General features: G+C 43.0%; 8 protein-coding genes. All 8 read right to left on the bottom strand.

The window, feature by feature from the left end; translation table 11 throughout:
* Positions 1 to 157 precede the first annotated feature (157 nt).
* Positions 158 to 427 carry a hypothetical protein gene (locus tag FAY32_RS14210; RefSeq protein WP_143464114.1) on the bottom strand — a complete coding sequence of 90 codons (270 nt, stop codon included), beginning with the start codon at positions 425 to 427 and terminating at the stop codon, positions 158 to 160.
* 2 nt (positions 428 to 429) lie between these two features.
* On the bottom strand, positions 430 to 660 hold the full coding sequence (locus FAY32_RS14205; protein ID WP_143464113.1) for a hypothetical protein: 231 nt from the start codon (positions 658 to 660) through the stop codon (positions 430 to 432).
* Positions 653 to 892 carry a hypothetical protein gene (locus FAY32_RS14200; RefSeq protein WP_143464112.1) on the bottom strand — a complete coding sequence of 80 codons (240 nt, stop codon included), beginning with the start codon at positions 890 to 892 and terminating at the stop codon, positions 653 to 655. Before FAY32_RS14200 ends, FAY32_RS14205 begins: the two co-directional genes overlap by 8 nt.
* 154 nt (positions 893 to 1,046) lie before the next feature.
* On the bottom strand, positions 1,047 to 1,817 hold the full coding sequence (locus FAY32_RS14195; protein WP_143464111.1) for a DNA polymerase beta superfamily protein: 771 nt from the start codon (positions 1,815 to 1,817) through the stop codon (positions 1,047 to 1,049).
* Between the two features lie 56 nt (positions 1,818 to 1,873).
* On the bottom strand, positions 1,874 to 2,380 hold the full coding sequence (locus FAY32_RS14190; protein WP_158727611.1) for a DUF3310 domain-containing protein: 507 nt from the start codon (positions 2,378 to 2,380) through the stop codon (positions 1,874 to 1,876).
* Positions 2,381 to 2,391: 11 nt separating this feature from the next.
* Positions 2,392 to 2,835, bottom strand: a complete 444-nt coding sequence (locus FAY32_RS14185; RefSeq protein WP_143464109.1) for a hypothetical protein — start codon at positions 2,833 to 2,835, stop codon at positions 2,392 to 2,394.
* A 3-nt stretch (positions 2,836 to 2,838) separates the two neighbouring features.
* A complete protein-coding gene (locus FAY32_RS14180; protein ID WP_143464108.1) occupies positions 2,839 to 3,528 on the bottom strand; it encodes a putative HNHc nuclease in 690 nt (229 codons plus the stop codon).
* 1 nt (position 3,529) lies between these two features.
* Positions 3,530 to 3,946, bottom strand: a complete 417-nt coding sequence (locus tag FAY32_RS14175) for a hypothetical protein (RefSeq protein WP_158727610.1) — start codon at positions 3,944 to 3,946, stop codon at positions 3,530 to 3,532.
* Positions 3,947 to 4,083 lie beyond the last annotated feature (137 nt).

The following is a 4,083-nucleotide window of genomic DNA, read 5'->3' as shown; positions in this document are numbered from 1 at the left end:
ATCTCGTTTAATGGGAAACTGACCTTCTCAGTTAACGGGTTAGCCTCCCAAATCTCATTGTTCTTTTCCAGCAGCCAGTGATCCAATTCTTCACGGCTGGCGAACTCTTTTACAAAATCAGGCTTGCCACTATCAGCCGGTGGCTTAATCAGAAATTTCATTTAGTCACCTCAATCTTCTTGAACGTCGCTCCTAGCCATAGATACATTTCTGTCAGACTATCGAAGCTCGCGGACAGTTGATAAATATCATCTCTGTCTCCACAACCGGGAGCTTCTACATGGGAAGTCACCGTAAATGCTGGCATCTCACCAGCAATGACGCTATCACCATGGCCTTCTTCAAACTGGCTAATAGTGTCATAGCCAATCTCCCAGCCGTTGTTAATGAATCTACTTACTATTGCTAGACTTTCTTCAACTGTCATTACTATTCCTCCCAAAGCTTGTCGTGCATGAACTCCTTGAAGTAGTCCAGAAATGCAAACTCGTCTGCCACTGACCACGTTGCCATGATGTTATTAACGTATGAATCGAATTGTACTAACGCTCCTAACCCAATTAGAGCAGTCATAGGGTAGCCACCGGAGATTGCGTCATCGTTGACACCCTTCAATGCTAATGCCACATAATTGAATCCTTTATCATTCGGCTTAGCCATGAACTTCGCACCCCTCCCAACCTTTAACCTTAAATACCCGCAAGTCTGCATTCATGTGAGTACGAAACGTCTTGCACGCGGCCTTAGCGTCTTCTAAGTCAAGATACAATACCGGCTTACCATTCCAGTTCACCATCTCTAACGGCTTTAATTTCTCATTACGCTTACTCTTAGCAACACCCGTCGCAATAGCATAACAGTTTTTTTCTGCGGTTAAGTCATATTCACTCATTTCTCAGCCTCCAATCGTTCCACTGGCAACTCAATATGATTCCCTTTATGCTCGACCATCACTGTAAGATATGCCTGACGATTAATGATTGCTTGAACGAACCCCCAGTAACGGTGACTACCTTCTAACCAACTTACTTTATCGTGAGGTCGAATCATTCTACCGCCCTCAATCCACTTAACTCGCTGACACAGAGAATCGTGTAAGCCCTTTTTGTTACATCCATCAGCTGTTCAAGTAGTTCCCAATCTACCTCATTATCAAGATCAAAGTTCTGGGCCTCCACCATTCTGCCTTCCAACGAGGTAAGTAGCTTAACTCTTCCTTCATCACTAAATTCTGTTGTTGCTTTAAAGCTACTTGCTAATCCACTAGTAACCTTATCCAAGTCAATTGCTTTATCTAGACTTCCCGTCTCATACGATGCTTCCAAATATGCAAAAGCCTTAATGAACTGAACCACGTCCTTACCGATATGGCCTTGTGCCGTTGCACCTTGATTCTTCTTGATATTCAGATAGCAATGCTTCATTTGGCCCAAGCAAGATTTCTGCCAATGGACAGGATTCAACTCCAAAAATTCGTCCCGATGCTTATACAAATAATTGGCCATTACCATAAACAGATCATCTGAATATAATGGTTTCTTGTAAAACAGCTCTAACACATTCGGATTCGACTTATAGATTAAATTGACGAATTGAAACAGGTCAACCTGTTTGAAATCAATCTCACCATGGTCCTGTTTTCCTTTACGTCGATTGAAAATTAAATCATCAAATTCCGGCTCAGTCACTACGTAATAATCAGTGTCAGAATTCTTATCGGCCAATCCATTGAGACGACTACCCGACAAGTAAACTGCTAAAACTTTAGTTGTCACATTTTCCCGAAGATACTTCAACGTCTTCGTATCTAATCGCATATCGTCACTCCCTACATCCACTCGAAATCACCACTTAAAGTGCATAGACGTGCTCTTTAGAAATCGTCACCGTCATCACTCTTTGTCTCCTCAAACTCAATCAACCGGTCCAGATACGTCCGAGCCTTACGCAAGTCCTCAACACCATTCTTAGCAGGATAGCGAGTCACATACTTAAAGATGTTGCCAATCATGAAACCACGGAATCCCTGTGTTGGCATAATCTCAGTGAAGTGGTCGAACAAATCCTTGCCATTCTGCTTGTAGTAGTCAGGGCGAATATCAGGTGAATCCTCGCCGTCAATATCAACTGTCTTCAATACGCCGTCTACCAAATTGACATTAATGAGCTTAGTAACACCATCATCACCGTCCGCAACCATTTCGTAATGATCTAAGGAGCCAATTGTTAAATAATGTGTTTCCTCATCTGCATAAATGACATTATCGGTACTTATTGATGGTTCAGCGCCGCCTTTCCAGACATACCCATTTCTATATAGTTTTTCCATCAATGCATTCAAAGCATCTTCGGTATCCGCATGGTAAGCAGTTTCCATCATTCTCACACCCTTCATCCTAAATCCTTAGCCTGCTGCCAAAATCCACGGTTATTAGCATTCTTCTCGTGTCGGTGGTCCAACTCTTCTTGGTAGCCATAAAGACCAAGCTGACGAATTTTACTAGCGCGCATCTTCAAAATATCCAGACACATCTTATTAAGCTTATCCGGATTGATTGCGATGAACTCTCTGTTCCATCCCCAATCAGTCGGCTCATACCGGTGTCCGTGATACTCTTTGATGATGTTGTAGCGATATCGCAAATATTTCTTACCAGGGTGATCACTAATCCTCATCGTATAGAGCATTCCGTAATCCAGCTTGAGATAGATACTACTAGTCGAATAGGCATCATATCGCATAACTTTAATACCTTGGCTTTGAAAAAAGTGAACCATCGTATCAGCTACCTGTCTAACCTTTCTGTTTTTACCAGAATGACGATTACGGTACACGGATTACACCTCCACTTCTTCACCTTGTTCATGGCGCCAATCACCAATTTTCAACATGCGTTGAATCTCAGGCGTTACTTTGACACCTTTCAACTGGTTATCAATCATGAAAGTCTTAATGCCGACATTATGTTGCTCTTGATGGTGCTTTCTGCACAAAGCCATGACGTAGTTACCTACGTTGTTGATATGATTACGATTACGGCCAATACCTACCGCGTGAACATGAGCGATATCAGCATGAGCCCCGCAAATCATGCAGCAGTGATACTTGAGACAGTACATATTCCATCCGTACTGTTCCCGAATCGAATCAATCACCTTGCTGGCAATCGGGACCTTCCAGGAAAAGCAGAAACCAAGTAAAAATTCAATAAATCGACTTGCTAATTCCAATGAGCAGTCACTTAACGAAAACTCTTCATACAGACCACGTTTACGCATAAACATGTACTTCATTTGATGTTCCGTGACGTCCATGATGTAATTTCCGCACCACCGGTCAATCTCATGTAGCAACGCAAATATCTTCTTACGTTGGTCCGTACTGATATGCCGACCGTCGTCAAAGTTCAACTCAATCAACTGGCCCAGATTAGCTTCAACCAGCCGTTTCGCTGGCGGATCTAAGTCACTTAGGTCAACTACCAATTGATGGTCTGATAATTGTCCAATGCTTCCAAATAGACGCATGCTATCCCCTCAATCCATTATTGATTTGAAACCGACGTTCTCTCTCTAATAGCTCAATGTATTCCGACTTCGTTTTCTCTAGCTGGGTACACTTCGTCAAATCTCCCTTATACTTGACCAACATTGCATTCACGAAGTCAGAACCATCTTCCAAGTATCGCCAACCTTGCAAAAACTCAGCCTCTGCGGTGTCTAAAGCCGACCACACGTATTCGACCCGTTTCTCGTCTAAACGTTTATATTCAGCTCGTAGGACACGATTCCGAGGGTGTGCTTCAAGACTATTTGCCATTAGCTCTCGCTGTTTAAAGCAATGGCTTGCCTTGACCAAATAAACTGTGACGGCGCGTGACGTTTTCCAACCGTTGTCAGCCATGATGTCCTTGAAATCCTTATTGGACATGTACTCAGACGTCACTACCATCTAGCTCCTGAAATTTCATACCCTGGCCGTTAAACTGGTACGAAATCGTCATCAACATTCCTTCACGATTCTTCCGAACGGATAGGTCGACAATATCATCTTGAACAGTCGACTTAGACAGAAACGCAACC

Origin of the sequence: Levilactobacillus enshiensis (assembly GCF_007115095.1) — a bacterium.
GTDB classification, from domain to species: Bacteria; Bacillota; Bacilli; order Lactobacillales; family Lactobacillaceae; genus Levilactobacillus; species Levilactobacillus enshiensis.
This window is presented reverse-complemented; position numbering and strand designations above follow the sequence as displayed.